The organism is Paenibacillus sp. O199 (assembly GCF_001636635.1).
Classification (GTDB): Bacteria; Bacillota; Bacilli; order Paenibacillales; family Paenibacillaceae; genus Paenibacillus; species Paenibacillus marchantiae.
Genome location: NZ_LGRP01000018.1, coordinates 43,640 through 69,169, shown reverse-complemented (window position 1 = coordinate 69,169; position 25,530 = coordinate 43,640). Strand labels below are relative to the sequence as shown.

General features: G+C 46.8%; 28 protein-coding genes. 1 reads left to right on the top strand and 27 read right to left on the bottom strand.

Going from position 1 to position 25,530, the window contains the following annotated elements:
* Window positions 1-68: 68 nt before the first annotated feature.
* The 13 genes from dinG to A6049_RS22465 all read right to left on the bottom strand — a co-directional run bounded on the left by dinG (window position 69) and on the right by A6049_RS22465 (window position 12,871).
* Window positions 69-2,930 (bottom strand): ATP-dependent DNA helicase DinG, encoded by a 2,862-nt coding sequence (gene dinG, locus A6049_RS22525; protein WP_063566797.1) that lies wholly within the window; start codon window positions 2,928-2,930, stop codon window positions 69-71.
* Window positions 2,931-3,071: 141 nt separating this feature from the next.
* The gene (locus A6049_RS22520; protein ID WP_063566796.1) at window positions 3,072-3,719 is read right to left on the bottom strand and encodes a tetratricopeptide repeat protein; all 648 of its coding nucleotides are present in this window, start codon (window positions 3,717-3,719) and stop codon (window positions 3,072-3,074) included.
* A 93-nt stretch (window positions 3,720-3,812) separates the two neighbouring features.
* Window positions 3,813-4,196, bottom strand: coding sequence for an aspartate 1-decarboxylase (gene panD / locus A6049_RS22515; RefSeq protein ID WP_024630626.1), 384 nt, complete (start codon window positions 4,194-4,196; stop codon window positions 3,813-3,815).
* A complete protein-coding gene (gene panC, locus A6049_RS22510) occupies window positions 4,189-5,085 on the bottom strand; it encodes a pantoate--beta-alanine ligase (RefSeq protein ID WP_063566795.1) in 897 nt (298 codons plus the stop codon). Before panC ends, panD begins: the two co-directional genes overlap by 8 nt.
* Window positions 5,082-5,957, bottom strand: coding sequence for a 3-methyl-2-oxobutanoate hydroxymethyltransferase (gene panB / locus A6049_RS22505; protein WP_063566794.1), 876 nt, complete (start codon window positions 5,955-5,957; stop codon window positions 5,082-5,084). Before panB ends, panC begins: the two co-directional genes overlap by 4 nt.
* A gap of 330 nt (window positions 5,958-6,287) precedes the next feature.
* Window positions 6,288-7,265: a biotin--[acetyl-CoA-carboxylase] ligase gene (locus tag A6049_RS22500; protein WP_063566793.1), complete on the bottom strand. Its 978-nt coding sequence runs from the start codon at window positions 7,263-7,265 to the stop codon at window positions 6,288-6,290.
* On the bottom strand, window positions 7,252-8,550 hold the full coding sequence (locus tag A6049_RS22495) for a CCA tRNA nucleotidyltransferase (protein ID WP_240321517.1): 1,299 nt from the start codon (window positions 8,548-8,550) through the stop codon (window positions 7,252-7,254). The genes A6049_RS22500 and A6049_RS22495 overlap by 14 nt, the downstream gene beginning before the upstream one ends.
* Window positions 8,551-8,631: 81 nt before the next feature.
* A complete protein-coding gene (gene bshA / locus A6049_RS22490) occupies window positions 8,632-9,792 on the bottom strand; it encodes an N-acetyl-alpha-D-glucosaminyl L-malate synthase BshA (protein WP_063566792.1) in 1,161 nt (386 codons plus the stop codon).
* A 96-nt stretch (window positions 9,793-9,888) separates the two neighbouring features.
* Window positions 9,889-10,590 carry a bacillithiol biosynthesis deacetylase BshB1 gene (gene bshB1 / locus A6049_RS22485; RefSeq protein ID WP_063566791.1) on the bottom strand — a complete coding sequence of 234 codons (702 nt, stop codon included), beginning with the start codon at window positions 10,588-10,590 and terminating at the stop codon, window positions 9,889-9,891.
* A complete protein-coding gene (gene mgsA, locus A6049_RS22480) occupies window positions 10,587-11,027 on the bottom strand; it encodes a methylglyoxal synthase (protein WP_063566790.1) in 441 nt (146 codons plus the stop codon). Before mgsA ends, bshB1 begins: the two co-directional genes overlap by 4 nt.
* 52 nt (window positions 11,028-11,079) lie before the next feature.
* Window positions 11,080-11,883, bottom strand: coding sequence for a 4-hydroxy-tetrahydrodipicolinate reductase (gene dapB / locus A6049_RS22475; RefSeq protein WP_053780709.1), 804 nt, complete (start codon window positions 11,881-11,883; stop codon window positions 11,080-11,082).
* A gap of 81 nt (window positions 11,884-11,964) precedes the next feature.
* The gene (locus tag A6049_RS22470; RefSeq protein ID WP_236703321.1) at window positions 11,965-12,489 is read right to left on the bottom strand and encodes a tetratricopeptide repeat protein; all 525 of its coding nucleotides are present in this window, start codon (window positions 12,487-12,489) and stop codon (window positions 11,965-11,967) included.
* A 52-nt stretch (window positions 12,490-12,541) separates the two neighbouring features.
* On the bottom strand, window positions 12,542-12,871 hold the full coding sequence (locus A6049_RS22465; RefSeq protein WP_024630636.1) for a nucleotide pyrophosphohydrolase: 330 nt from the start codon (window positions 12,869-12,871) through the stop codon (window positions 12,542-12,544).
* A 173-nt stretch (window positions 12,872-13,044) separates the two neighbouring features.
* Here A6049_RS22465 and A6049_RS22460 point away from each other — a divergent pair, with 173 nt between their 5' ends.
* The gene (locus A6049_RS22460; protein WP_063566789.1) at window positions 13,045-13,914 is read left to right on the top strand and encodes a YitT family protein; all 870 of its coding nucleotides are present in this window, start codon (window positions 13,045-13,047) and stop codon (window positions 13,912-13,914) included.
* Between the two features lie 105 nt (window positions 13,915-14,019).
* On the opposite strand, the gene A6049_RS22455 is transcribed toward A6049_RS22460, so the two are convergent.
* The 14 genes from A6049_RS22455 to hisC form a co-directional block, all read right to left on the bottom strand.
* Window positions 14,020-14,889, bottom strand: coding sequence for a sporulation protein YpjB (locus A6049_RS22455; protein ID WP_063566788.1), 870 nt, complete (start codon window positions 14,887-14,889; stop codon window positions 14,020-14,022).
* A gap of 66 nt (window positions 14,890-14,955) precedes the next feature.
* Window positions 14,956-15,582, bottom strand: coding sequence for a DUF1405 domain-containing protein (locus A6049_RS22450; RefSeq protein ID WP_063566833.1), 627 nt, complete (start codon window positions 15,580-15,582; stop codon window positions 14,956-14,958).
* Between the two features lie 113 nt (window positions 15,583-15,695).
* Window positions 15,696-16,577, bottom strand: coding sequence for a menaquinol-cytochrome c reductase cytochrome b/c subunit (locus A6049_RS22445; RefSeq protein ID WP_063566787.1), 882 nt, complete (start codon window positions 16,575-16,577; stop codon window positions 15,696-15,698).
* Window positions 16,578-16,598: 21 nt separating this feature from the next.
* Window positions 16,599-17,270 carry a menaquinol-cytochrome c reductase cytochrome b subunit gene (gene qcrB / locus A6049_RS22440; protein WP_017687726.1) on the bottom strand — a complete coding sequence of 224 codons (672 nt, stop codon included), beginning with the start codon at window positions 17,268-17,270 and terminating at the stop codon, window positions 16,599-16,601.
* Window positions 17,271-17,285: 15 nt separating this feature from the next.
* Window positions 17,286-17,828, bottom strand: a complete 543-nt coding sequence (locus A6049_RS22435; RefSeq protein WP_063566786.1) for a QcrA and Rieske domain-containing protein — start codon at window positions 17,826-17,828, stop codon at window positions 17,286-17,288.
* A 193-nt stretch (window positions 17,829-18,021) separates the two neighbouring features.
* On the bottom strand, window positions 18,022-18,444 hold the full coding sequence (locus A6049_RS22430; RefSeq protein ID WP_063566785.1) for a DUF2487 family protein: 423 nt from the start codon (window positions 18,442-18,444) through the stop codon (window positions 18,022-18,024).
* Window positions 18,445-18,608: 164 nt separating this feature from the next.
* Window positions 18,609-18,788: an IDEAL domain-containing protein gene (locus A6049_RS22425; protein ID WP_063566784.1), complete on the bottom strand. Its 180-nt coding sequence runs from the start codon at window positions 18,786-18,788 to the stop codon at window positions 18,609-18,611.
* A gap of 23 nt (window positions 18,789-18,811) precedes the next feature.
* The gene (locus A6049_RS22420; RefSeq protein WP_063566783.1) at window positions 18,812-19,318 is read right to left on the bottom strand and encodes a gamma carbonic anhydrase family protein; all 507 of its coding nucleotides are present in this window, start codon (window positions 19,316-19,318) and stop codon (window positions 18,812-18,814) included.
* 44 nt (window positions 19,319-19,362) lie between these two features.
* On the bottom strand, window positions 19,363-20,481 hold the full coding sequence (locus tag A6049_RS22415; protein WP_063566782.1) for a hypothetical protein: 1,119 nt from the start codon (window positions 20,479-20,481) through the stop codon (window positions 19,363-19,365).
* A gap of 237 nt (window positions 20,482-20,718) precedes the next feature.
* Window positions 20,719-21,318: a histidine phosphatase family protein gene (locus tag A6049_RS22410; protein WP_063566781.1), complete on the bottom strand. Its 600-nt coding sequence runs from the start codon at window positions 21,316-21,318 to the stop codon at window positions 20,719-20,721.
* Between the two features lie 40 nt (window positions 21,319-21,358).
* A complete protein-coding gene (locus A6049_RS22405) occupies window positions 21,359-21,994 on the bottom strand; it encodes an anti-sigma factor family protein (RefSeq protein ID WP_063566780.1) in 636 nt (211 codons plus the stop codon).
* The gene (locus A6049_RS22400) at window positions 21,991-22,584 is read right to left on the bottom strand and encodes an RNA polymerase sigma factor (RefSeq protein WP_053780698.1); all 594 of its coding nucleotides are present in this window, start codon (window positions 22,582-22,584) and stop codon (window positions 21,991-21,993) included. The genes A6049_RS22405 and A6049_RS22400 overlap by 4 nt, the downstream gene beginning before the upstream one ends.
* Window positions 22,585-23,247: 663 nt before the next feature.
* Entirely contained in the window at window positions 23,248-24,342 is a 1,095-nt protein-coding gene (locus tag A6049_RS22395; RefSeq protein WP_063566779.1) for a prephenate dehydrogenase, read from the bottom strand.
* A gap of 27 nt (window positions 24,343-24,369) precedes the next feature.
* Window positions 24,370-25,470, bottom strand: coding sequence for a histidinol-phosphate transaminase (hisC, locus tag A6049_RS22390; RefSeq protein ID WP_063566778.1), 1,101 nt, complete (start codon window positions 25,468-25,470; stop codon window positions 24,370-24,372).
* Window positions 25,471-25,530 lie beyond the last annotated feature (60 nt).

The following is a 25,530-nucleotide window of genomic DNA, read 5'->3' as shown; positions in this document are numbered from 1 at the left end:
ATGATATTACTCAATTTTACCGCCAATCACTGGCGTCTTGCAATAATGGAAGCTACAGAGCGTATCTGTTATTGTTGCTCTTCGGTTGGTCTCTCGAGCCATTCCGAAATGCGTGGAACTATCTGCTCTGTAAGCATGTGCTCCATTTTGGGACCAGGTAATGAATATAAAAAGTACTTGCCATAATACGCTTCAATAACGCGTGTATCGTATACAATCACAATGCCTCTGTCTTTGCCTGTACGAACCAGTCTGCCAAATCCCTGTTTGAAACGGATGACGGCTTGTGGCACGGATAGCTTCATAAACGGGTTTTTCTTCTGCTGCTGCAAAAGCTCGCTCTTCGCTTCCACTAATGGATGATTCGGTGGCTGGAACGGCAGTCTGACAATTGCAAGGCAGGTCAGAGCCTCTCCCGGAATGTCCACGCCTTCCCAAAAGCTGCTTGTGCCAAGTAGCACCGTTGCTTTAGCATCTTGGAACCGACGTGTAAGCTTGGAACGGCTGCCGCTGTCCACCCCTTGCCCAAGCAAAGAGATATCGTTGCCTGACAAGGCCTCCTTAAGCGGGTCATAGACCTGTCGCAGCATGCGGTAGGAGGTGAACAACACCATCATGCGTCCACGAGTCGCAATAGCCGTTTCCGCAAGCGAGTGCACGAGCATATCCACAAAGTGGGCATCGCCTACACTGCCCTTCACGCTTGGGAAATCACGCGGAATGACAAGCAGCGCCTGTTCTCGATAATTGAACGGTGAAGGTAGCATCGACGTTAACAGACGGTTATTGTCGGCAGCTTCCTGCAAACCCAGCTGTTCGATCATGAATTGAAATGACTTGTCAACGGAGAGCGTAGCCGATGTAAGCACAACGCTTTTCTTTTTATCAAAGAACATATCCTTCAATTGTGCACTGACATCGACAGGAACAGCATAGAGTTGCAGTGATTTACTGCGGAACTGGCCGCTGGCCTCCATCCAGTACACGGTATTGGCATCATCCATCCGCATGAAGAAACGCAGATTATCCTTAATCGTTGCCAAATCCTTGAGCAGACCTGAGATATCCGTAATCAGACTATCGGACTGATAATCGTCCTGATCTTCTTTCACTTCAAGCAGCAGCTTGTCGCCTTTACGAATCAAATCGCCTAGGGTGACATAAATTTGGTTTTCAGCGTCCTGCAATTCCTGCCATTTGGCTGGTTTTTGTGAAGACTTCAGTCTAAGTGAGAATTGTCCTGTCTCGCCTGGAGAAGCATCGCTGCGTTCAGGCAGCAGTCCGAACAATGCATCGCTTAGTCGATCCCACATCTCTTTAACTTCGACAGCAAGCGGGAACATCTGATCAATCATGGAGCCCCACTGTACCGAATTTTCATGACCCGACAATTGAGAACGCAGCATAGGCAGTTGGCCATTTCGGCTATCTTTAAATAGTCGGGTCAGTGTATGAACCAACGTGAAATATTTCATATGAAGACCAAGGTGCTTACCTGCTACGTCCTCCAGATGATGTGCTTCATCAATGACGAGACTTTCGTAGGCTGGCAGCAGCTGATGTGCTGCTTTGACATCCGTAAACAATTTCGAATGATTCGTAATGACGATATCGGAAAGCCCGGCTTCATGTTTGGCCCGGTGATAGAAACATTTGCGGAACCAAGGACAGGAACGTCCAAGACAGGACTCAGACTCACTTTGTACCGTCTCCCAGAAGTCTCCTCCGCGCCCGCTTAGATTAAGCTCCTCGTCGTCTCCAGTCTCCGTCTGAGTAAGCCAGACAATCATCTGAGCCGCTGTAAAATAATCCTCTTTCGGTGTAGCAAATTCACGTTTATTGATTTTATGCTCAAACTTACGCAGACACAGATAGTGCCCACGTCCTTTGAACACCGCTGCCTTGAACGGGAACGGAACCACTTGGGTCAGCATAGGAATATCCCGCTCTCTCAATTGCTCCTGCAGGTTGATGGTATGTGTGCTGACCATCACTTTCTGTTCCTGTTTTACACTTTCATAGATGGCAGGCAGCAAATAACCAAGTGATTTGCCCGTACCTGTCCCAGCTTCGATTAAGAGATGTTTCTCCTCATCCAAAGCTTGTCGTACACTGCTGAACATTTGAGTTTGCGCCTCACGCTCCTCATAATGGTCCAGCGTCTCCTTCAGGTTATCTCTAACCTGATCCATAAACTGCTCAAAACTCACGCCTTCCAGCGGATTACCCTCTCGCTCATCACGTGGTGAGCCTATATCGGTCCAGTCACTCACGTTCAGGGCAAGCTGGCGGTAATACGTATGACCATCCAGATCCTGAATAGGCTCTGCTTCCTTCTCAGAACGCATTCCATCGAAGAACCAACCCAAGTCACTGTCTTCCGGTGCAAACAGGTCACTGAGGCGCTGAATCGTGATTAGAGGCAATGCACGCAGCTCATCGAGACACTTCAGTAATACAAAAGCTGTTGCAAGAGCATCACTGTCTGCCTGATGAGGACGGTCATGCTGAAATCCGAATTCCGAAGACACATAACCGAGTTGATAAGAGCCCAGTGACGGGAACGAGATCTTCAGGAAATCAATCGTATCCAGGATCCGTCCGGTAAATGGCAGATAACCGCATCGATCGAGTGCATTTTGAAGAAAATGAAAATCAAAAGCAACATTGTGTCCAACAAGAACCACATCATCAAGCAGCGGAACCATCTCCATCATCATCTCTTCCAATGAGGGAGCATCCGCCACATCTTCATCGGTAATACCAGTTAACCCCGTAATAAACGGAGGAATCGGTACACCTGGGTTCACATAAGAACTATATATTTGAGTTATGCTGTAGTCATGATCTATGATGGCAAGTCCGGCCTGTATAATCTCACCGTCGGACTGCGTGCCGGTTGTTTCGAAATCCAATACGGCAAATTTCATTGCAATGTACGGTCCCTTCCATTCCAGTCTATGTTACAGCATAGCAAAAAAAAGGGCGTTTGAAAATTAACTGACAAAAAAGGCGGTGTCCCCGCCGCTATGCCAGAGGAGGGAACACCGTCTTAATGCCGCCGAATAGCCCTAATTTAAGGCAGTCAGCTGATTTGCATATTGCAATTTTCCGCTGTTTAAACGACAAGCTTCCATGTTATACAGCGGTTCGGTCAACGATGGGTCATACTGAAGCGCCTGCGCAAATAATGAACATGCACCTTCAGGATTCGCGAGCTTGGCCTCGATACAGCCCAGGACGTTACATACCAACCCTTTCAATCTCGGCGAACCGTTCAGATGCATGATCCGCTGCAAGTGTATTCCTGCTTCCTCGGTTTGTTCCAGGTTGAGATGAGCAAGAGCCAGGTAAAAACGAGTCAATGCACTTTCCGGATAGTCGGTCACAACCCTAGAAAATTGCATAATCGCCTGCGGGTACATTTGCAGTTTGAAATATCCCTGACCGCGACTGAAACACTCCAAATGCAGTTCTGGCAGTGCGGTAACAGCTTCCTGTTCAGGTTCAAGGGAAGCAGGCTTATCCAGTTCCCTTTCCCTCACCTGGCTCATTTTTTCTTCAAACATCAGCCACTCATCAATCATCCCGTCACTCATCCGCTTCAGCAAATTCCACTTTTGCAGCAATTCCTGTTTGCTTAGGCCTTCAGCAGAAGGGTAGCGCTTGATAATTTCATCTAACATGTCGTTCATTTCTGCGAAAACATGCTGGAACATCGATGCATCCCCACCCTTGAAAAAATGGATTAGTGCAGTGACCTGTACTCATTTTTTGTAGAATGGGTCGATTTCATTCCCCTTACCAGTCGATTACATAATCGTCGCATGAACTTCGTGTTTCATCGTTTGCACAGGTTTGTTCTGTCCATCCACAAATACAACGGTAGGCTTGTGATTATTTGCCTCTTCTTGAGACATCATTGCATATGAAATGATAATGACGGTATCTCCAGGCTGTACCAGGCGAGCTGCTGCTCCATTCAAACAGATAACTCCACTTCCACGTGGGCCTGGAATGACATAGGTTTCCAGACGTGCACCATTGTTGTTATTCACAATTTGCACTTTCTCATTTTCCATTAGATCGGAAGTTTCCATTAGATCTTCATCTATGGTAATGCTACCCACATAGTTCAGGTTTGCTTCCGTAACGGTTGCCCGGTGAATTTTGGATTTCATTAGTGTTCTAAACATGGGACAGTACCTCCGATTTTTGCAGCCTTATATTGTCAATCAATCTTGTTTTGCCGAATTTTACTGCAAGTGCGATCAACAGATCGTCACGACCATGAACTTTTTCCTGATCCAAAAGTGGCTCAAGACTTGGAAAAGCCTGAATTTCAGCATAATCAATCACGGCCATTGGTGAACGTTCAATGTTCTCACGCAATATAACGCGGATATCCGCTGCTGTCATTGCCGTCCCTGCATCTACAGCTTCCTGTGCCTCACGCAGAGCCTTGGACAGAACAAGAGCTTCCTTACGCTGTTCTGTGCTGAGGTACACGTTGCGCGAACTAAGCGCCAAGCCATCACTTTCACGAACGATAGGACAAGGCACAATCTCAACCGCCATGTTCAAATCGTTAACCATCTGCTGGATCACAGCTACCTGCTGTGCGTCCTTCATGCCAAAAAATGCACGCTGCGGTTGTACAATGTTAAAGAGCTTTGACACGACCGTAGTCACTCCGTCAAAATGCCCTGGACGAGAAGCACCGCACAAGCGATCCGTTAAGCGGGAAACCGATACGGTCGTTTGTGTAGGCTGTGGATACATCTCTTCAACAGAGGGAATAAATACGATATCCACCCCTTTTGCTCGTGCAGTTTCCACATCTCTAGCTTCATCCCTAGGGTAACTGTCAAAGTCTTCATTCGGACCGAATTGAATTGGGTTTACAAATATGCTCAAAACCACGATATCACTCTGTTGTTTGGCCGCTTGCATCAAACTTGCATGGCCTTCATGAAGAAATCCCATCGTAGGCACGAGTCCTACAACGGACTGTCTGGACTGAATCGACTGACGTTTCAGGCTAAGCTCTTGTCTTAATTCTGCGATTGTCCGTATCACTTTCATACGTTGGTCTCCACCTTTTCTTTGCGATGTCCGTACAATTGATCCAGAACGCCGTCAGCAGCGGTAAATACATGCTCCTGTGCCGGGAACGAGCGATCCTTGACTTCTTTCACATAGGACTCGATGCTGTTGCGAATCAATGTACCTACGTCTCCATACGATTTGACAAAGCGTTTTGGCGTGTATGGGGAAGCATACTGAACCACATCATGGAATACCAGTACCTGACCATCACACCCTCTACCTGCGCCAATGCCAATCGTAGGAATAGACAATTCCTCCGAGATCGCTCTTGCCACTTCTTCCGTGACCAGTTCGAGTACAATGCCGAAAGCGCCAGCTGCTTCAAGCGCCTTGGCTTCGTCCATCAGCCGTTTGGCATCAGCAGCATCCTTGCCCTGAATACGATAACCGCCAATTTGATTCACGGATTGCGGTGTAAGTCCGATATGTCCAAGTACAGGTACACCGGCTTGCACAACCGCTTTTACCGTATCCGCGATTTCAAGACCGCCCTCCATCTTGACCGCTTGTGCATGACCTTCCTGCATCAGGCGACGGACACCTTTAAGCGTCTCATCCAAGCTACCATGATACGTCATGAAGGGCATATCAGCCACGATAAACGTATTTCCCGCACCACGTACTACAGAGCGTGTATGGTACACCATATCTTCGATCGTAACAGGCAAGGTGGAGTTATAACCCAATACCACGTTTCCCAGTGAATCACCAACCAGAATTAGATCGATACCCGCTTCCTCGGCCAATTGGGCTGTCGGATAATCGTAAGCTGTAATCATGCTAAGCGGCACGCCGTCCTGCTTATATTTTTTCATTTTCACAATATTCAATGCTTGTTTGTTTGCCATTTTCGTTATGGCTCCTCTCATCTTTTCAATTTAAACGCAACAAAAAAACCTTTTAGTTTCCACTAAAAAGTCCCGAAAAGTCAAAAAAGAGTCACTTGCGATCGTCCCTTCTGTCTCGGTCCTCTTCGGCTCAGAGCAGAATCCAACAACTCACTTTACTACCATTCTTGCCTTGTCACTGCAACATTTTGAAGCAGAACAAAGCATACTATTGCCGGAGTGCAATTCGGTCTGCATTAGCCGATATCGCCTCACGAACACAGTATACCAAAGTTCTGCCCAAAGTTCACGTCTTAAGTTCATTTTTACGGTGTAAATTCGACAAATTGTTTAATTTACCAATGAAACTTCACCGGAGTAAACCGATACTCGCTCACCGTTTTTCTTCTCCAAAATCAATGCACCAGAAGGATCAAGGCCAATGGCAGTACCTTCGATGATACCCTGCGGATTAGCCACCTTAATTTCACGATTCATGGATACGGACAAAGCTTCCCAGAGCGAAGAGATCACACCGAACCCTTCCTTTTGATACAAAAAATACAAACGCTCCAATTCCGAGAGAATGGCCGCTGCAAGTTTGGTTCGGTCTATGGTTTGTCCGGTCTCCATCTTAAGCGAAGTTGCGATTGTTATCAGATCCTCGGGATAATCCTTAGGATCGAAGTTCACATCCACGCCTATGCCTGCGATACAGTAGCGTAATTCGTGGTCTTCGACGGTTGATTCAAGTAGAATTCCGCATACTTTACGACCATCAATCAAAAGATCGTTAGGCCATTTGATCCCAGCATCAGCACCTGTATATGATCGAATGGCACGACACACCGCCACACCCGTTAATAACGTAAGCTGTGGTGTATTTTGCAGGGCAAGCTCCGGACGCATTAGAACACTCATCCAGATGCCTCGTCCAGGTGGTGAGAACCATTTACGTCCAAAGCGGCCTCGTCCACCTGTTTGTTCTTCTGCCAGCACCACTGCCCCTTCGCCCTGCCCCTGTTCAGCCATGTGCTGAACATCACCTTGGGTGGACAACGTGGAATTCAGAATGATTGCCTTCCGACCAAACACCGTCGTTTCCAATGCCAGCTGAAGCGCTGTGGCATCGATACTGTCCGGTTTCGTGATCAAGCGATACCCTTTGCGAGATACGGCCTCAAACTCATAACCCATGTCACGCAGTTTGTTTACGTGCTTCCACACGGCCGTTCGGCTAATGGAAAGGTTGCGACTAATCTCTTCACCAGACACAAACTCTCCTTCGGCATTCAGTAACATATGTAACAGTTCCTCATGCTTTGTCATCTGCAGCCACCCGCTTTACTTCGTTGGTCAGCATGTCATGCTGATTCGCTATATTTCCAATCGCAGTCTCTCTTAAGAGATGCTTCATTAGTTGTCCCAGCCATGGTCCGCCCTTGCGTCCAAGTAACTGCAAAACGTTCTCACCCGTAATATGCAGATCTTTCAGTTCATTCACCTTCATGGATTGACTCCATGCTGCACCTCGTGATTGTATTAATACGATCTGTTCTTCGTGCAGAACCTCTTGATCCCTCCAACCAGTTGGTAGCAGTTGTTGGATGATGAGCCAGTCCTCTGTTGCCTGACGTCCTCCAGACAGCACAGTTACGATCCATTCTGATCGAAGTGTCTCTTCATCCTTCTGCTCTTGTACGACAGTCTGGATCAACTGTTCGACCTGGAGAACTCCATTAATGCGGGAACGATCGTCATTAGAAAACGTCCATTTTCGAAGTAAAGCATCTGCTTCATCCCTGGTATAATGGCCTGCAATCAGCACAATGGACCAGCGCAATAGAACGTTTTCTTGGTTCAATTGTTCCATATTGGACATGAGGGCTTTATTGAATCGCTCCATGGAGATTGGTGCCTTCACATGCTCCAGTGCCTGGCTACGAAACAGCAATTCCAGACCGCGCAGTGGATGGGGGCCTGCCATCATTTTCACCATTTCGGTACGTACTCTTTCCATGGCGATATGTTGTAGCAGATCCTTTTGTCGAACTAACCCCTTCCAGGTGTTGTAGGCAATTTTGAAATCAAATACTGAAGCAAAACGAACACAGCGAAGCATCCGCAGCGCATCTTCTCCAAACCGTTCTGCCGCCGATCCCACACACCTGACCCGTCCATCCTGAATATCCGATTGTCCACCAAAAGGATCAACGATATTACCGTCACGATCCATAGCGAGAGCATTCATTGTGAAGTCACGCCGCTGCAAATCTTCTTTGACATCCTGCACAAATTGAACGGCAGTGGGTCTTCGATTATCCTTATATTCAGATTCAGTGCGAAAAGTTGTAACTTCAAAGTAAAAACCTCCTGAACGTACAGTAACCGTTCCATGCTGGAGGCCCGTAGGAATACAATCCGCGAACAGTTCCATGACTTGCTCGGGAGAAGCGGACGTGGTGATATCCATATCATCCACGCTACGTTCCAGCAGTTCATCACGCACACAACCACCGACCCAATAAGCTTCGTACCCTGTTTCATTTAATGTTCGCAGTACCTGTTCACTTTGTCTTGCCATTTCATGATCTACCTGTGTCCATTGAACCACTTACTCTCACCCCATAACTACGTGTTGCTTGGTGTGGCTTACACAGATATATTTCCAAGATGGAACAATCCTATCTGACAATCAGCCACAAACCGGCTTCAGATTCGGAACTTCACGTCCCAGCACCCGGTAGTATATTTGTTCATATTCATGCCGAATGGCATCATTACAGAAATCATGATGGGCCCGTCTCAAACATGCCTCTCTGAAGTCTGCTGTCAAACGGTCGTCAGTCAACAAACGAATCGTGTTCTCCGCCATCGATTGCGTGTCGCCAATTGGAGACAAAAATCCGGTCTTGCCGTGCAATACCAGTTCAGGAATACCCCCTGCCTGTGATCCAATAGTAGGTACACCACAAGCCATGGCTTCGAGTGCTACCAATCCAAAGCTTTCCTTCTCAGACGGCAGCATAAGCACATCAGCCATCGAAATGACTTGAGCAATATCATCCTGCTTACCTAGGAAATGAACCTTGTCATTCAGTCCAAGCTCATTAATCTTCCATTGAATCTTCGGCAAGTCCGGTCCTTCTCCAACAAATAACAGCTTGGCAGGTACTCGCTCCTGTACTTGACGGAACACTTCTACCACATCCTGTGTTCTCTTCACAGGACGGAAGTTGGAGATATGCATCAGTATTTTTTCGTGAGGTGCTGCGAAGTCTCTACGCAGACTTGCTGCATCACGTGGATAATAAATTCTTTTATCAATAAAGTTATAGGTCAGATCGATTGGACGTCTTATATCCAGCAACTCAACCGTTTCACGAATCAAATCCTGAGATACGGCCGTAACCGCATCACTCTCGTTGATGGCAAGTCGAATCAAATCCTTCAACGACTCATCCTGCGCCAGCACAGTAATATCTGTTCCGTGTAACGTTGTAACCACCTTTAAGTCCTCACCAACCATTTGTTTTGCCAAAAAGGCACACACCGCATGTGGAACTGCATAATGTACATGTAGCAGATCCAGTTGCTGTGCTTTGGCTACTTGCGCCATTTTCGTGGCCAATGACAGGTCATACGGTGGATAACGGAAGACGTAGTAATCGTTGACCTCAACTTCATGATAAAAAATATTTTTCTGGAATTTACCCAGTCTAAACGGGATACTATTAGCAATAAAGTGAACCTGGTGACCCTGTTCGGCAAGCAATTTGCCCAGCTCCGTTGCGACAACGCCAGACCCTCCGAGGGACGGATAACAGGTAATACCAATTTTTAGCTTTTGATCCATCCGGTGGACGCTCCTTTAATCTCCCGCGTGTGCAGGTTGATGTAATGCAACGGAAATGCAATTGATAAATGATTTATACGAGCAAGTTCGATCGTTTTATGACTTGGCCGCTTGGCCAAATTGATGAACTACATAAGGTGTAATGCTAGCGAATCCTTCTGCAAATGGAATAAGGCTCCGCTGTCCGAGCAAAGAATCCCGAGCTTTCACACGTTCAATATATCCTTGAGTCAGTGGAGTGGCAACTGCGCCTTCTCCCAATTCGAACTGAGATCGATAACTGAGCAATGAATTTTCCTTCTGCTCATAGTGTTCCGTAATATCCACAATCAAATCCGTTGGTCCGATATCGTTAATAAAGTAAAAATACAATTCTTTCACCTGAACTGCGGGCATGTCCGGCATATAGTTTCTAAGCTTGGCATTAAAGACAGCCTCCTGCACCAGTTTGCTGCACATCACATGATCCGGGTGACGATCCTCCCAATATGGCGCAAACACGATTCGAGGGGCATGACGCCGTATCTCGGCAGTCACAGCCTCGATGTGTTCTGGAGTAATATACAGCCCCCGATCAGGCAAACCGAGATTGCTTCGACACGAAAGACCGAGGACGCGGGAGGCTTGCTCCGCTTCCTCGGCTCTGCGCTCTACCGTCCCGTTGGAAGACATCTCCGCCCGGGTCAGATCACACACGCCTACTTTCAGTCCAGCTGCAGTATGTTTGGCAATCGTTCCTGCCATCCCAATCTCTGCATCATCCGCGTGTGCACCAAATATGAGAATGTCCAAACTCATTGAGCATCACCCGAATTCAATCTACCCTCAGGCTTGTATTTATGTACAAGCTCTCTCCAGCCAAAATCACCGCGATCGAGCGCTTTAACGAGAATCTCTGCAGTTGCAATATTCGTAGCAAGCGGAATCCCCTGTACATCGCACAAACGCAGCAAAGCGTTAATATCTGGTTCATGAGGCTGTGCCATCAATGGATCACGTAGAAAAATAATCAAATCCATCTCATTTTGCGCAACCAAGGCTCCGATCTGTTGATCCCCGCCCAGTGGACCGGATTCAAACCGATGGATCTGTAAAGAGGTTCCTTCCATAATGCGAAGACCTGTTGTACCTGTCGAGTATAGTTGATGGTCTGTAAATACATTTTCGTAGGCTGTCACGAAGTTAACCATCTCTTCTTTTTTGCGATCATGGGCAATAAATGCAATTTTCAACATGACAATCTCCTTTTAGTGTGTGTTCAAAAGTTGAATTTTTGAACTACCTCTTTTAGTCGATAAAGTGATCAAATCCGTAGATAAGTCCTGTATATTCCATAACCTTCTGTACACCAATCTTAACACCAGGCATATAACCTGCACGTTCATAGGAGTCATGACGAATTTTGAGGGATTGGCCAAAGTCTCCAAATACCACTTCCTGCTGGGCGAACACTCCCGGCAACCGTACGCTATGAATTCGGAATCCATTATAATATCCGCCACGCGATCCTTCGATCGTCTCTTCTTCATTCGGATTACCCTGACGAAGTTCCTCGCGGTTTGCTGCAATTAGCTCGGCTGTTTTGATTGCTGTACCCGAAGGAGCATCCAGCTTCTGATCCCCGTGATATTCGATGATCTCCACATTCGGCATATGTTTGGCAGCCTGTGCGGCAAATCTCATCATCAGAATAGCACCGATTGAGAAGTTCGGGGCAATCAACCCTCCAATGCCTTTGTCCTGACACTGCTTGTCCAGCTGTTCGATCTGCTCCGGCGTAAAGCCGGTAACACCCATAACAGGTCTTACTCCGTGACGAATGGCAATTTCTGTATGGGCAAAGGCATATTGAGGGACTGTGAAGTCCACCATAACCTGCGGTTTAGTCTCTGCAAAAGCCATCTCGATATCATCGGTCAAAAGCACCCCACATTCGGGTAGACCGACAAGTGTTCCGGCATCCGTGCCTACTCCGGAGCGGTTGACCGCTGCGGCGAGCTCCAGTTCAGGATCTTGAAGCACCAGTTTCACTACTTCACGGCCCATCCGGCCAGCCGCTCCGATTACGGCAACTCTTATTACTTCACTCATCTTGACTGCATCTCCTCACTATGTTGGTTCATTTGGTTGAATCCAGTTCAAATGATTTCCATCCCGTTATGAAATGGCATCTTATTGAATGGATTTCATACGCTGCTTAATTTCCTGTAACAATAGATGCAGTTGATCATTCTGCGGGTCCAGCAACAATGCGTCACGAACGGAACGGGTTGCAAGGTCGAACTCATTCAGATCGCTGTAAGCAAGAGCAAGCATGATATGCGCTTCCACATATAACGGGTCAAGTTTAACCGCCTGTTTCAGCAGATCGGCCGCCTGCACATATCGTTCATGCGTTCCGTCTCCTGCCTGCTCAAGCAACACCTTGGCCTGAAGGCTTATCTGTTTGGCTTCTAGGGTCTGTAAATGCAAAACATATTCCTCTATCCCCTGTGACAGTTCAACAGCCTTACGCGCATATTCAAGCGCTGGAGCCAAGTGTTGACTGCGGGCATGTGTAATGGAACAACGATAATAGAGCTCCGCATGTTCCGGGTGAGCATCAATGGCAGATTCGAACCAACGAATCGCCTGCTCAAAATCATTTTGCAAAATACAGCGGTACGCATGCTGCATATACTCTTCCGGTTTCATCATCCAAGCTGTCCCTCCCTCATTGAGGTGATGGTACAGCATATGTAATCTACGCCTAATCGGTGTTTTTTGGCGTCCACCGATTTGCATCGCGTGTGTTAAATTTATGCATGACTTTGTCGTGCGCCTCTGCCAGGTCGATCCCGAGAGAATTAGCAAAACAAATCGTGATAAATAAAATGTCACCGAGCTCAAGCTCAATGGAATTGTCTGCTTCGGAAGATTTTTTCGGTTTTTCACCGAACTCGTGATTCACTTCCCTTGCAAGCTCTCCCACCTCTTCAGACATACGGGCGAGCATGGCCAGCGGGCTGAAGTATCCTTCTTTGAACTGGGAAATATACAGATCAACCTCACGCTGCATTTCTGCAATGCTTTTCTCCATGAGAACGGATTCTCCTTTTGAAATTGTGTCGTATTTGTTCCTAATATATCAGTTATTTAGATTCACTTCCACCATCATAAACGACAAATCATTTTTAAAGAATCGATAAACAGGTATACTAAGATGGGAATGATTGCTTTCTCATTCTAATTTGTAAAATGGAGAGGGAACTTATGAGCACTTCCAAAACCTGGGTTCAATTCAAATTGATTCTCCCCATCCTATTGGGTACGGCATTATATGCCTTTGGACTTCTGTACTTCATCATCCCCAACCAGCTCATGGAAGGCGGCGTAACCGGGATTACGGTCCTGCTAAATTATGCATTCAACATCTCTCCTTCGCTTACAACCTTGGTTGTTAATATTCCACTCTTTCTGGTGGGGCTTAAGATTTTGGGCGGCAGACAGATGATCTATACAGGCGTGGGCATAGGAGCACTTACGGTGTTCCTGTGGTTATTTGAAAAAATGATTCATCTTGGTTGGATTGAACCGCTGCATACCCAGAATGATCTTTTACTTGCAGCACTTTACGCTGGAGTTACATTGGGAGCAGGGCTTGGCATCGTATTCCGCTGGGGTGGAACGACAGGTGGCTCTGACATCATTGCCCGCATTCTTAATCGAAAATATGGCTGGAGTATGGGACGTGTACTATTAGGTATCGATTTCATCATTATTGGTATCTCCCTCGTCTACATCCCCAAAGAAAAAATACTGTATACCCTTGTAGCTGTGTTTATCGCTTCTAAAGTGATCGACTTCATTCAGGAAGGAGCCTATTCGGCTCGCGCATTTATGATTATCAGTGACCATGCACCTGAGATTGCAGATTTGATTACCCGTGATATGGACCGCGGTGTAACGCTCATTCCCGCCATTGGTGCATATTCGAAGCAGGCCAAACATGTTGCTTACTGTGTCATCTCCAGGCAGGAATTCCGACGTTTGCAGACGATTGTGCGTTCGGTTGATCCTAGAGCATTTGTTATTATTAGCGATGTGCATGATGTACATGGAGAAGGGTTTAAGGAAAGTTGACCTTTTACTTCTACAAAAAAGAAAACCTCTCTCCCCAAGAGAAGGCCACGGAATGGCCTGCCTTGTAGAAAGAGGTCTTTGTCATATCGTGATAACAGTAATGGCTTAACGCCGAAAAGGAAAAATCCCTTGTTGCTGTGCCCGATATTTACGATAACCCGCATAACTTAGCGTTGCTATGATTATGGAAGTAATGAGCAATCCGGCTGCCCTGCGATTGGGCCCCTGAACAAACGGTACGAAGGCACTTTCGTCCTTTTCCCGACCAAACAACTGGTTCACCAACTCTTCACCGTGGGTTACCATACTCTTCAATTGTGCGATGTCAGTCTGCTTGGCCGCAGTCAGACCCTTGGTATGAGACAACCAGGCGTCCAGTTGGGCGATCTGGTAAGGTTCACGGCGGATCATCGCCGCAGGCCGGATCGTCTCGTAATGCTCCTCCAGCAAGGCGTAGCGGCTTGCTATTATTGCCGAACTTAACTGTTGATCTGCCGCGGTTGATAGCGCATCAATATCATTTTTTACGATTTTATAATACTGGAGCCATAAAGGTTTGGCCGGGTTCGCAAGACTGTCTGCCGCAAGTCGAAGTTTGGCAGAGGCCTGCTGCAGAGATGCATCATCACTTTTCACCCTGACCGCAGCTTCTTTCACTTCAACAATGGTCTCGGATAGGGCATGAATGCCTTCTACTGTCGTCTGACCCTCAAAGGATATATGCTCCAGACCTTTACTGATTCGCAAAATACTGCCTCTAACCTCTTCAATATCATTCTCCAAGGCATGTCGATACAGCAGGGCCGCTTCTTCATTTAATTGCTGAATTGAATTTTTGGCTAATACTTGCTGATCTGTATTTCCGTTCGCACCTGTACTTTCCGCTGATACGCTGTATGACAAGTTCGTCCAGAACAGTAGAGTCATGAACGACACCACCATAAATCCAGTTTTGATCCTGAACGTTCTCTTCATGGACATCCCTCCCACCATCAATGTATGGCGGGCCGGAGTTCCTTAGAACAAGCTTACATTAGGAAATCAGGTCCGTTTGGCCTGTCTCAATGCAAGCCATGCACAGAGAATGCTCACAAGCGTCAGTCCAACGGTGAAGTTGCGTACACCATCCAGATGGTCCATCAGCGATGCGGGCAGCCAAGGGAAGATGTCATAAGTATAATCCATCGTATCGTTTAACAGCGTCCATAATGCAGCGATTACTAGAGCACCCCAACGGAACCCAAAGAACCGCACATACAGCAGAGCCTCAATAGCCATGGCGCTATGCGACGCAATTAACATCCAATCCTGCCAGTTCTGTGCGCCCCCCTGCATCCAGCCTGCAAAAATGATGGAGACTGCCCAAACACCGTATTTTACCGAAGTAACCACAGCAAGCGCCTGTATGACATGTCCAATCTGATTCAGAAGCATCGATTTCGGCTTGTACAAAATCCACAACAAGGATAGTGTAAAAAACAGACTCGCCGTCGGACTGTCCGGCACAAACACAATTTGCCATAGTGGTTGCTGTGCCAGCGTATATTCCAATTGATCCCCGTACCATATGTATCCATATACTGTTCCTAATGCATTACACCAAAAAAGAAGCCACAGGAAATAACGGTTCGTTAGAAATTCCCGGCTCCAAAAATACGATAAAGCCACATTCTCTGCCCCTTCCATCATATGTGTTCTGCGTTCCAAAGATAGGTTTTGCGAAAAACGCCTCAAAAAAACCTGACCGCATAAACGATCAGGTTTCATTGCTTATTTCGATTTTACTGTTCTGCCTTCTGTTTCGCAAGCCATTCTGCCAGGTGATTAATGTCATCATCTGTCAGCCCTTGAGCAATGGCGTTGTCGTACTGAGCAGGCATACTGTTATATCCTTCTTTGATAATCGTCAGGATTTCTTCCTGGCTGTGTTTGTCGCCCACACCCCGAAGCGAAGGTCCTCCTGCTCCCTTCATATCAGCCGCATGACATCCGATACATCCGGCCTTTTTGAAGGTTTCCATTGCAGGGTCATCCTTCTCAACGATCGCCACTTCTTCTTTTTGACCTGCCGCATTGGAGGTAGGCAGACCCTGCGCGTGTTTCTCACGCGCTTCTTCTTCACGCTGAATATGTTCCGGCTTCTGGCCGCTTGCTTCCAACTCATGCGAGTAGTGTGTCCATGCAACATTGGTCAGGTAGAAAACGGCCATCACCGATAGAATCATAAGTGATGATGCAATCGGACGTTTGTAGAAACGCCGCTCCTTGCCTGTATCGAGAAAAGGAGCGAGTAATAAAGCGCCGAAAGCAACTCCACTGACTCCAAGTACCCCGAGCAGGACATAATCACCTGAGGCATATGGGTATTTCAAATACTGATACAGAAAAAGGAAGTACCAGTCTGGCATCGGGATAACCGATGCACTTGGATTGGCCGGATAGCCCAATGGTGCAGGTTCCGAAATCGTTAATACCAGAATACCAACCAGTACAACAACACCAACCATCCATTCCTTCAGCAAGAAGTTAGGAATAAAAGCCTCTGATTTGCCGGGATACGCCGTGTAATCCGGTGGAGTTATAAACCCCGCGCCTTTACGGACGCGTGAGTCCCCGACGAAGATAATCTTTTCCTGGTCATCTGACTTGTGTCCGTGAGCCATGTCGATTCCTCCCTTCTCAGATTATAGTGGTCCCGAAATGCCCTGTCTGCGGATCATAATAAAGTGACCGACCAGAAGCACCAGAAGCACAGCCGGAAGGAAGAAGACGTGCAGGGCAAAGAACCGTGTTAACGTCTGCGCACCTACAATAGTTCCGCCTTGCAGGAATTCCTTAATGATCGGCCCCAGCCAAGGAACCGTATTCGCAATCTCTAGAGTAACCTTGGTTGCAAAGTATGCTTTGTTATCCCAAGGCAACAGGTACCCGGTAAGCCCGAGACCCAGCATGACAAAAAAGATCAGCATGCCGACAACCCAGTTCATCTCACGTGGTGCTTTGTAAGAGCCGGTAAAGAATACACGCATCGTATGTAAGAACATCATAACGATAACCAAACTGGCTCCCCAATGGTGCATCCCGCGTACAATTTGGCCGAAGGCTACTTTGGTCTGCAAATACTCGACACTGGCGTAAGCATTAATAATATCAGGCACATAATACATGGTCAGGAACATCCCTGACAAAATTTGAATAACAGTGATAAAGAACGTCAATCCACCAAAGCAGTACACGAATGCGGAAAAGTGATGAGCCGGGTTTACGTGCTCTGGAACTTCATGATCCGCAACGTCCCTCCAAATTGGCGTGATATCGAGACGCTCGTCAATCCAGTCATAGACATTTTTAAACATCTGCGTTCACGCCTCCTATTTGACTCGGGTGTTCGGAACAATGTCGCCCAGATAAACCCAACCCTGATCTTCCTTAACCACATACTCATCCAGCGGCTTCGGGGCTACGGCAAGATTCTTGCCTTCTTTGGTATAATGCGCACCATGGCACGGACAATGATATTCGTCGGGATACTGCTTATCACTGTTCCAACCTACGGTACATCCCAAATGTTTACAAATGGGTGAAAGCGCATAGATTTTGCCCTGTTCATCTTTCCTGATCCAGGCGATTAACGAAGCATTGCTCAAATACCAACCGTCTTGCTGTTTCACTTCAAACGTAAATTCTTGAGGTTCATTCGTAATTTTGCTGATTTCCGCTACTTTGACAGAGGTGCCTTCTCCCTTGTGCTGCAAAATCGGGTCCACCGCAAAACGGACCATGGGAAGTATTGCACCGGCGGCCATGTAGGCTGTAGCTCCACCAAGCGTGTACGTCAAAAACTGCCTGCGTGACATTTCCATGCGGCTTGGCAATTTCATCGAAGCTTCGTGCTGGTCATGCTCACTGCTCATACTGTCTCCAACCCCCTTTTTCAGCCAACTCTCTTAATCGTTTTCATTATCAGAAATTCCACGACTTACTAGAACATACATAATCATATAGTAGCCCTAGAACACCGTCAAGAATTTGTCACACATTTTTAAGGTTCATTTGTAAGCGTTATTAAAAAAGTGTTGGTAAATTGTCACATTTGTCACAGGTAGGTCATCTTTTCCATAACTCACGGATTTTTTCCCCGACAAAACGCGAAATCCCTTCTTCTCCAACCTCTTGAATTAAAACAGAACGACTTAATACCAAATCTGCAGAAGTAATTTGGGTCTGTTCCATCACACCATCAGATGACATTATAACCACATATTTGAAACCGGAAGATTTGAGTTGTTCGGATAAGGTATTTAATGCCATTGACATATCCGGACACGCATAATGGAATGCAGGGTAAGTCATGATACGCCCTTTAAACGGAATCTCCACTAGATCCAAAAAATCTCTAAGCCGCTCCAACGCTTCAGTTGCTTCAACTGGAGACTGCTTGCCCGTTAGGGCTGTATATGGAATAAGGCATGTATCCAGATAGAGTTGCAGTTCCGCCCAGCTGTCTTGAGTCATCTCACTGAATTTCAATTCCCTAATTCCCCTCTCTATCCATTTTATTCCCATATTATATATGAGCTTATATTATAAATCCAGAGATTGATACTTTTTCCGTGCAGGAATGGTCGTGAACGCAAAAAAGAAATGCGTGTTTCACGCATTTCCTGTGTTATATATTTATTTTTACATGCTCATCAGTTTATGGCCTTCAGTTCATCCGTCAGATTCCGGAAAGCTACTTCGTCTCCGGTAGCCAATGCATTATCGATTTCCATATACAGCTTCTCGCTGCGCTGTTTACGAAGCGCGTCGTCCCACACCATCTCAGCAGCCAGCCCCAACATGACTTCATACGTAACTTTCATTTTATCCAATAGGATGCACCTCCAAAACGGATTTAAGAGCTCCTATACTCCTTTCCTTTGGCAACATAACCTAGTGTAGTTCTCGACATCCGCTCAAGATCTGCATCAGTCAACTCACGTATCACTTTGGCTGGTGTGCCCAAAGCAAGGGTATAGGGCGGAATTTTAGTATTTTCAGTAACAACAGAACCGGCCCCGATCAGCGTATATTCACCAATTTCGGCTCCATTGAGAAGGATAGCGCCCATACCAATCAGCGAACCTGTTCCGATACGACATCCATGGATAATCGCAGAATGCCCTACCGATACATCGTCGTCCAAAATCAAAGGTTGATCCGTGTTGACGTGTCCAACAGCATTATCCTGTATATTACAGCGCCGTCCAATCACAATGGGTGCCAGATCGGCGCGCAGCACAGCATTGAACCAGATCGTAGATTCTTCACCCATTGTCAGATCACCTATTAGTTTGGCGCCTTCAGCCATATATACCGAAGGGTGTAACTGTGGTTGCATACCTTTGTATGGAATTATCATAAGTATCACTCCTTAATTTGGGAGTGATTTTAGCAACTTGTCCTTCACTTGTCAAACATAACGGGGGTAATATCCCCGGATAGCGAGCGACAGGATGACGCAAGGCGTGAACCCCATGCTGTCATTTGTACTGTTCGCCCATCTGCATGCTCTCCAATACGAAGCATGCCTAGATGCAGCATCATTTTGAGTATCCTGTTGTCATAAATCGTCTCTGCAGTGTCATAATAGAACGGCTGAATGTAGGGACCAATCTGTCGGAACAAAGACTCTGCTGTGGACCAGCTAGCTGCACATTCCCCTGTCCAGTACACAATGGAGGACAGATTGGGAATAGCACCTTTATAAAGTCTTAACCAAAACCGAAATAGCTGTATCATCTCAGCTGTTTTCTCTGCCCCCAGCTTGTCTTCACCGGAAGGTGACAATTTCAGCGAGCCCTGCTCCTCGCGGACCAGACGATGATGAAAAGCGTAGTCATAGATGAACGCAAATCGGTCGGGGTAGTCTTTGAACGAACGACCGTAACCGAATCTCCATCCAGCCTTACCCACCAGCGCCTCACTTACATGCAAATGCTCCATGATCTGCTGCTGAGAACGACGATACATCATGCCTTCTGCGTTTAGTGCTATTTCATGCTGCTGGACAAATTGTAGAAACAGTTTCAGATCATCTGCGAGTAGATGGTATTCATCCCGGTAAACGGGAGGCTCGCTCGTCTGTGCAATGCCGGCTTTCAGGTGAGTGGATAACACATCCCGAAATCTCAATTGCAAATCCTGGGGTACCTGATACAGATACCTGGTCTGTTGAGTTGTGCCATTGAACAACCATCCACTCTTCGTGAAGCGTACGATAAGATCACGTGGACTGGCTCCAGCCTCGCTATCTTTTTTATCCATCGATTGACGAGCAATGGCGACAAGTTCCTCCATACCGAAGTATTGACGGGCATCAAACAGCAAGTTGTTCAAAAATCGCAGATCTACCTGGTTTAGTTCACGAACCTGCTGCTCAAAAAAAGGTCTGCTGCCCAATGTAGTGAGAATACTCTGGATGAGTTCATGTTTGGAATTGGGCTTACACTCGCACTGGTAATAGTCTGCTATTCGATTAAGCTGGCCGATATCGGCAAAAGTAAGCATATCCGCTAGATTCATGGGTCCATCGCCTCGCCCTTGACTACTTTTTGGCTGTTGATTCGGGGCCTGGAGTAGTTTGGTTTTGTAAATATCGTTGACGGAATTCCCATGATCTAAACCTCTTTTTTGCAAATCTTTTATGTTTTAACCATACTATGCCCGAAGTTGCCCGCTCAGAAGAAGAATGAGAGGTTCAAAATCATATAGAATGACAGTTATAAATTGCTATAACGCAAAAAAAACAACCTGAGTTAATTACTCAGGTTGTTTTGCCAGATCCAATGAAAGGTGTCTTGTACAGTTATAAAGCAATGGTCTCCAATCTTCACGTTCCTTCTCCAGGATCGTAAGCGACAGGTTTCCAATTCGTTCCGTATAGCGGTCTTTATACAAAGCTGATAGCAGATTGGCTAAAAAAGCGCCATGGGAGACAATCAGCACATTTTGGTCCTGATGAGCCTCCCATAAATCCTCCAGAAAGCCCAATGCACGTGTCTGAATATCAGCAATCTGTTCCTGCCCCAAATCAAGCGTCTCCCAGGAAGCGCCCCAGCGAGCAACACGCTCTTCGGACGTCAGACCTTCAATCTGACCAAAGGCACGCTCCTTCAAGCGTGCATCTGGCTCCAGTAAAGGAACATTCAATAGCCCGGAGATAATCTCTCCCGTCTCCTGAGCCCTAGACAGCCCGCTCGTAATGATGTGGTCCCAGCGATACTCTTCGGTAAGCAAACGTCTACCCAGACGCTCAGCTTGCTCACGACCTTCTGCATTCAGAGGTATGTCTGTCTGTCCCTGAATACGTCCTGCCGCATTCCAGTCGGTTAGACCGTGACGAATAAGCCCGATCCGCATCTCATCCCTCATTTCTCTATACGGTGAACGAAAGCCTTACCTAAGCACGTGCACCTTGTTTGCGTTTGTTCGTTGTACGATGCATCCGTCCAAGAGAGAACAGAGCCATACCTATTGCAAGCAGCGACAACGCCATCCAGTACTGAGGATACGCTGGGCCCATGCTCACAACGAAGGGCTCAATAATACTGCCTCTGTCCGCTCCCGTCATGTTGTACTTGTACAATCCGGAGGAAGAAGGCTCACTGCCCGCTACTCCTGTCTCCAAAATGCCCGTAGAGACCACGTTGGTCTGCTCAGCTTCTGATACGTCTGGCTTAAACATCGCCATGTACAGAAAGCTGCATAAAAAAATTGCCAGGAACGCAGCAATCCACAAAGACATATGCTTGCGGATTACAGCAGAGAAACGATTAACCTTTGCCTCTTCCGGCAGTAGCCATGGAGACTCCGCATAGATCCGGTCCATAACATTACGGTTCACTTTCTCTGCTTGTTGTTCTGTCACTGGGACCGGTATGCTGTGCATCAGAATTTGAGCTTCTTCCCACACCTCAAATTGCTGCGAGCAATCTTCACAACCAGCGAGATGAGCATGAAATGCAATTCGCTGAGGATGAGCTTCCGGCAAGTCCCAGACCAGTGCAAACAGTTCCTGGGCTTCATTGCAATTCATCTGTTCTTCATCCCTTCATATGGCTCGTAGACCGGTTCGAAGAAATAAGGTTCCAATTGAGTTTTTACGCTTGACCTTGCTCTGAACAATAACGATTTTACAGAACTGACGCTCTGCCCAAGAATATTTGCAATCTCCTGGTAATCTAGTTGATCATACTCTCGGAGTATAATGGCAGAACGCTGCTTCTCCGGTAAATTGTTAATTGCATCCCTAACCAGCATCACCCGCTCACTGCGCAATACAGCATGCTCTGGCGCATTCTCAGAAGGAGCAACAGGTACAATACCGCTCTCTTCAAGTGGAACACTCCCACTACGCTGTTTGCGAAGCTCACTCAGTACCGTATTTCTCGCAATGGTATATAACCAGGTTGAGAATGAGGCATCCACCTCTCGGAATGAGTGCAGACTGCGGAACGCCTTATAGAAAGTCTCAGAACAGAGATCTTCCGCAAGCAGCTCCATATTAGAACTTTTCAACATATGATATACGAAAGCCAGTATTTTACGCTGATAACGACTCATCAGCTCGGAATATAACTCCAGGTTACCTTCCTTGATCTCTCGAATCAACTGGGAATCCGTCATTTGAGTGCGACCCCTCCTCGCCCATCCATGTGCTTCTCCCCGTTCGACTCTATCCATGTATTACCGAACAGGCACAAAAAAGTTGCGGTTTTCACCGCATAAAACAGCGTTCAGCGCCAAAACAGGCCTTCCCGCCAAATTCCCCTATGTAATGGCAATTTCCCCAACGTTTCTACATTAACAGTATTTATTGTACAACGGTCTGCATCGTCCTGGCAAATCCATGGCTTCCATTGAAGCCCGACCAGTCATTATTATGCGGCCATTTTCTCGTCCATGACTTCAATTTGATCCCTTTTGTGAAGCCACTCTTATATTGGACGAACGAAGGCCTCAAAAAGTTTGTGTGAATAAAGAATTAATTCAAAATTTCAGTTCCTAATGAAGATCTATTCCACTTTGATGCAAGGATTATATTTCCTTAATTTACGAATGTTATAATTAATTCAAACAATTTTACTCAAAGTGTTGACAAAATGAAAACGGATACATATAATAAAAGTACAGTATGGTTTCTCTCCACTCCTATCCAATAACTGTATTGCTCCACGTGAGCAATGGCCGCTTATGTAAGCGGTCTTTTTTTTGTCCTTTTTTAGAACATGTCCTGTAACAGTTAGTTTTCAACACAAAGAAAGAGGGCCTTCGCCCCCTTCTAAAAACCTAAATCCACACTTGATACCCTAGGGAATCCAGCAACGTTTTGGCCCGTTCCATCTCTTCTTCTTGCCGGAACGACAAACGCATAATGCCCGGTACATCGACCCGGTTCTCAATAATCTCCATGTTGCTTAAGTTAATATCATTCGCCCCAAGCTCGGTGGCAATCTTGCCGATCATCCCCGGTGCATCCTGTACATCCGTATACAGATCAAACAACGACGAGATCATGCCTTTCCGTCGTTCTGGCAGCACACTGCGGAACTCGCGTGCCTGACGAAACGCCTCCTCAATGCCCTCACCATTTTGTTGCTCCAGCATTTCGGTGAAAGCCGTCATCTGGCCGTTCCAGTCCTTCAGCAAGCCCAACAGCACCTCACGGTTGCTCAGCAGAATATCTCTCCATACAATGGCATCACTGGAGGCAATCCGAGTAATATCCCGGAAACCGCCTGCAGCTAGCATTTTATACAAAGGGTTCGATTCATTATATTCGCGCACCTGGTTCACCAGCGCAACTGCAATAACATGTGGCAAGTGACTAATCGCCCCCACAATGTCATCGTGCAGCAGCGGCTCTACACGTACAATCTGGGCACGTGTATACGCAAGAAGATCAGATAACCTGTCATAAGCTTCCTCAGGTACATATTCTGAAGGGGTCAAGACATAGTATGCATTCTCGAATAATACTGCCGAGGCTGCATCTACACCTGCACGCTCAGATCCGGCCATCGGATGCCCGCCGATAAAGTATGCGTCACTCATGCGGACATGCTCAGCACAGGCTGCGATGGACGCCTTTGTGCTTCCTACATCCGTAATAATACATCCCTTTTTCAAGGGAAGCTTGGCCAATTGTCCAAAATAGGATTCGAGCAGCCCAACAGGTACGCACAAAAAAATAAAGTCGGCATCCTGTACCGCTTCCTCCAGAGAGAGCGTAGCATCATCCACTACACCACTCGCTATGTACTTGTCCTTCAGTTCAGGCAGGTGGGCATAGCCCATCACCGTTACACCAGGCTTGCCTTTGAAGCAAAGCGCCAATGAACCGCCGATGAGCCCTACACCGATCATTGCAATTTTTAGTTTCATGGGTCCTCACTCTTTTCATCGCCAGATTTAAGGGCGTGCTACCGCCTTCTCAGCCAGCGTGTTCTCCAGTGCCGTGACAAACGCACGGTTCTGTTCTGATGTTCCTACGGACACACGAATGTATGTTGGATATACATGGAATCCAGGACGAACAATAATGCCTTGTTTCAATAGCGACTGAAATGCCGTTGCAGAAGGCATCTCCAGATCAACCATGATGAAGTTACCCTGCGAAGGGAAAAACGGCAGTTCTAACCGTGTGAACTCATTTTGCAAATACGCTCGTTCTACTGCATTACGCTCCGCACATTCTTGGACAAAAGCCTGATCCTCAAGTGCAGCTTTCGCCGCAGCCTGACCGAATCGTGAAGTATTAAACGGCTCACGCACGCGGTTGATCAGATCGATCACTTCCGGGCGTGCAATACCGTATCCAATACGCAATGAAGCCAGGCCGTAGATTTTGGAGAATGTCCGCAAAATGACCAAGTTAGGATAACGCTCAATCATAGAGACACTTTGTGGATACGCCTCATCCGTTACGAATTCATAATAGGCTTCATCCAGCACAACCATGACGTGAGAAGGTACACGATCCATAAATGCCGTCAATTCCTGCTCAGAGATAATTGTACCCGTTGGATTATTGGGGTTACATACCCAGACTGCTTTGGTCTTATCATTGATTTGTGCCAGCATGGAAGTTAGGTCATGAGTTCCATCTTTAAGTGGCACTTCAATGCTGACAGCACCCTCGATGTCAGCGTTACTTTTGTATACAGAGAACGTCTGGTCAGCCATGATGTTCTCGTCTCCCGGGAGGAAGAATGCACGAGTGATCAACGCAATGATTTCATCCGATCCACAACCAAAGATCAGATTATCCCGTTCTACCCCCAGATGCTTCGCCAGCACTTCAGTCAGTTCCGTGGAACTGCCATCCGGATATATGCTTACATTGACCAGCTCTCTGGTGATCGCTTCAAGTGCAGCAGGCGAACTTCCATATGGATTTTCGTTGGAGGCCAGCTTGATCACTTGCTCCAAACCCAGTTCACGTTTCACTTCTTCAATCGGTTTGCCCGGTTTATATACAGGCAGATTGACAATCTGGGACTTCGGTTTCAACCCGACCGCCTCCTTTTATTGAAATAGTTATGGACATGCCTCAGCCTGTGCTGAGCATGC

Excerpts from the sequence above, each read along its gene's own strand:
- dinG (WP_063566797.1), bottom strand. The coding sequence starts at position 2,930 with ATGAAATTTGCCGTATTGGATTTCGAAACAACCGGCACGCAGTCCGAC.
- A6049_RS22520 (WP_063566796.1), bottom strand. The coding sequence starts at position 3,719 with ATGTTCCAGCATGTTTTCGCAGAAATGAACGACATGTTAGATGAAATT.
- panD (WP_024630626.1), bottom strand. The coding sequence starts at position 4,196 with ATGTTTAGAACACTAATGAAATCCAAAATTCACCGGGCAACCGTTACG.
- panC (WP_063566795.1), bottom strand. The coding sequence starts at position 5,085 with ATGAAAGTGATACGGACAATCGCAGAATTAAGACAAGAGCTTAGCCTG.
- panB (WP_063566794.1), bottom strand. The coding sequence starts at position 5,957 with ATGGCAAACAAACAAGCATTGAATATTGTGAAAATGAAAAAATATAAG.
- A6049_RS22500 (WP_063566793.1), bottom strand. The coding sequence starts at position 7,265 with ATGACAAAGCATGAGGAACTGTTACATATGTTACTGAATGCCGAAGGA.
- bshA (WP_063566792.1), bottom strand. The coding sequence starts at position 9,792 with ATGGATCAAAAGCTAAAAATTGGTATTACCTGTTATCCGTCCCTCGGA.
- bshB1 (WP_063566791.1), bottom strand. The coding sequence starts at position 10,590 with ATGAGTTTGGACATTCTCATATTTGGTGCACACGCGGATGATGCAGAG.
- mgsA (WP_063566790.1), bottom strand. The coding sequence starts at position 11,027 with ATGTTGAAAATTGCATTTATTGCCCATGATCGCAAAAAAGAAGAGATG.
- dapB (WP_053780709.1), bottom strand. The coding sequence starts at position 11,883 with ATGAGTGAAGTAATAAGAGTTGCCGTAATCGGAGCGGCTGGCCGGATG.
- A6049_RS22470 (WP_236703321.1), bottom strand. The coding sequence starts at position 12,489 with ATGATGAAACCGGAAGAGTATATGCAGCATGCGTACCGCTGTATTTTG.
- A6049_RS22465 (WP_024630636.1), bottom strand. The coding sequence starts at position 12,871 with ATGGAGAAAAGCATTGCAGAAATGCAGCGTGAGGTTGATCTGTATATT.
- A6049_RS22460 (WP_063566789.1), top strand. The coding sequence starts at position 13,045 with ATGAGCACTTCCAAAACCTGGGTTCAATTCAAATTGATTCTCCCCATC.
- A6049_RS22455 (WP_063566788.1), bottom strand. The coding sequence starts at position 14,889 with ATGAAGAGAACGTTCAGGATCAAAACTGGATTTATGGTGGTGTCGTTC.
- A6049_RS22445 (WP_063566787.1), bottom strand. The coding sequence starts at position 16,577 with ATGGCTCACGGACACAAGTCAGATGACCAGGAAAAGATTATCTTCGTC.
- qcrB (WP_017687726.1), bottom strand. The coding sequence starts at position 17,270 with ATGTTTAAAAATGTCTATGACTGGATTGACGAGCGTCTCGATATCACG.
- A6049_RS22435 (WP_063566786.1), bottom strand. The coding sequence starts at position 17,828 with ATGAGCAGTGAGCATGACCAGCACGAAGCTTCGATGAAATTGCCAAGC.
- A6049_RS22420 (WP_063566783.1), bottom strand. The coding sequence starts at position 19,318 with ATGATAATTCCATACAAAGGTATGCAACCACAGTTACACCCTTCGGTA.
- A6049_RS22415 (WP_063566782.1), bottom strand. The coding sequence starts at position 20,481 with ATGAATCTAGCGGATATGCTTACTTTTGCCGATATCGGCCAGCTTAAT.
- A6049_RS22410 (WP_063566781.1), bottom strand. The coding sequence starts at position 21,318 with ATGCGGATCGGGCTTATTCGTCACGGTCTAACCGACTGGAATGCGGCA.
- A6049_RS22405 (WP_063566780.1), bottom strand. The coding sequence starts at position 21,994 with ATGAATTGCAATGAAGCCCAGGAACTGTTTGCACTGGTCTGGGACTTG.
- A6049_RS22400 (WP_053780698.1), bottom strand. The coding sequence starts at position 22,584 with ATGACGGATTCCCAGTTGATTCGAGAGATCAAGGAAGGTAACCTGGAG.
- A6049_RS22395 (WP_063566779.1), bottom strand. The coding sequence starts at position 24,342 with ATGAAACTAAAAATTGCAATGATCGGTGTAGGGCTCATCGGCGGTTCA.